This window comes from Thiofilum flexile DSM 14609, from assembly GCF_000380185.1.
Taxonomy (GTDB): domain Bacteria; phylum Pseudomonadota; class Gammaproteobacteria; order Thiotrichales; family Thiotrichaceae; genus Thiofilum; species Thiofilum flexile.
On record NZ_KB904807.1, the window covers coordinates 1 to 1,915 of the forward strand.

Below are 1,915 nucleotides of genomic sequence, written 5' to 3' on the forward strand. Positions count from 1 at the left end.
ATAGAGATATCAATGCAGCTAAGAACATTCTCGCGCTCGGACATGAGCGTCTGGCAGCAGGAATCCCCGTCCTTTAGGTCGGGGAGGATGTCAAGGATTCTAAGACTAATTAACGGCAAGCACGGTATTGTACGTGATAAACCACACCAGACTTGAAGTCAGCCGAGTCAACAGAGGCTAATGCTTCAGTACCGCGACTAGCACGTACCATCATGCCGCTATTAACACGTAGGTTCACAGAGGCACCACAAGCAGACCAAATATTGCTGGTGGCTGCTAAGCGATGGCTTTTAGTGTAAGAGTTGCTGTAAGGGCCTGTGAAAGTGGTAGAGAAACGTGGGCCTTGAGTACCGGCGAAGAAATACTCAGTATCCAGACGTGCCATGCTACCGCGTGGTGCATCAACGAAACCGCGATAATCGGCATCAATTAACGATACGCTAAAGCCATTAGGTACTTTAACAGGGATAGAGATATTGCAGCTTTTACGTGCTACAGATGCATTAGGGCCACCGGCTTCAACAGAGAAAGAATCAAATAAAATACTTAAAGCGGTACCATCAGGGCTGATGCTAGCAGAAGCAGAGCCTGCTGGACAGCCATTGCCACCGTAGCTAGGATCACCTAAAGTGACGGCTGCAGCTTGAGCAGAAGTAGCAGCTACTGTTAACGTTAAAGCTACTAGGGCAGATGATAAAGTTGTTGTTAAGTTCATGATGTAATCCTCAATATCGCTTTGTAAATTAGTGAGTTAATGTCGAATTTTTTAATCAAAACTGTTTGTGTTTCAGTAGGTGTAGTATGCCGACTCTAATATTAAATCGTTGTGACTCATTCACTATCGTCTTGTGACTTTTTACCTTTAATTCTAGGTTTTAGAATAGGTGCTGAAAAGCGTAGCAGAAGTGTTAGCGGATAAAATAGAGGATCTTGTGCTTAACTTTAACGGATTTGAGGGATATTCGGTTTTATCCACATCGGTAGATAGAGAGCTATAAAGCCAGTAAAGGAGGTGATCCATAAGATCTGTGCCACTAGAATCCAGTCTTGATGCATACTAGGCCAGACCCACACCGCAAAGACACGTACCACCGTACCTAATAATAGTAATACGAATAATACGGGTAAAAGTAGGGGAGGATTCATGACATTCCGCCCTGTATGCCCCAAGCTCACGCGTGCCATCATCCCTAAAGTCATCATACCAATGCCGCCATAGGCAAAAGCATGTACCGCCAGCCAAGGCGAGATACCTCCAACAATACTCATAAACTTTAAGACAAAACCAATAATCAACCAGCCATAGGCTAGATAGAGCACCCACAGCAATGGCTTAGTCCAAATTAAAGGGTGATACCAGCCTTGTAAGCGTATCGTGTGCAGCAATACCTGTATCAGAGCTAAGGCGGCGACTCCATAATAAAACGCTTGTTGACCCGTACCGAGCGCAATCAAGTCGGTTAAAGCAAAGGCTACAAAGAATATTAAACTAGCACGGTCTAACCATAACCCATTGCGGGCAGTGAAGGGTACACCAACACCCCTTTCAATAAAAAAGGGAATAACCCGTCGCCCCATCGTCAAAATCAGCGCCAGTACAATATAAAGCCCCCAGTAGATAGCCAATACCGCACTTTGTACCCATTCCCCTAATAAGCAGAGATAAAATACCAAATTTGCCAAGAGCAATAGGCTGATCTTGGCGATAATACCGGCCTGCGCCCATTGCTTAGCTTTGATAATGGGGTAAGAGGCTGCCCATACTAACCAACAGGCAAAACCTAAATCCGCGACTGCTGTCCATAGTAGGGGTAAACCAGTACAGGGCAATCGCTTGAATCTTTATTGTTGTAGAGGGATGAGTGGCTCCAAGAGTTCGGCGAGATAATCGGTTGACCAAGCGGCCTGCTTGCGC

The 1,915-nt window shown here is 45.5% G+C and carries 2 protein-coding genes; both read right to left on the reverse strand.

Going from position 1 to position 1,915, the window contains the following annotated elements; all coding sequences use genetic code 11:
- Nucleotides 1-109: 109 nt before the first annotated feature.
- Complete coding sequence (locus A3IK_RS0115920; RefSeq protein WP_020560968.1) at nucleotides 110-715, reverse strand: DUF4360 domain-containing protein; 606 nt, start codon at nucleotides 713-715, stop codon at nucleotides 110-112.
- A 227-nt stretch (nucleotides 716-942) separates the two neighbouring features.
- On the reverse strand, nucleotides 943-1,830 hold the full coding sequence (locus A3IK_RS0115925) for an NnrS family protein (protein ID WP_020560969.1): 888 nt from the start codon (nucleotides 1,828-1,830) through the stop codon (nucleotides 943-945).
- Nucleotides 1,831-1,915 lie beyond the last annotated feature (85 nt).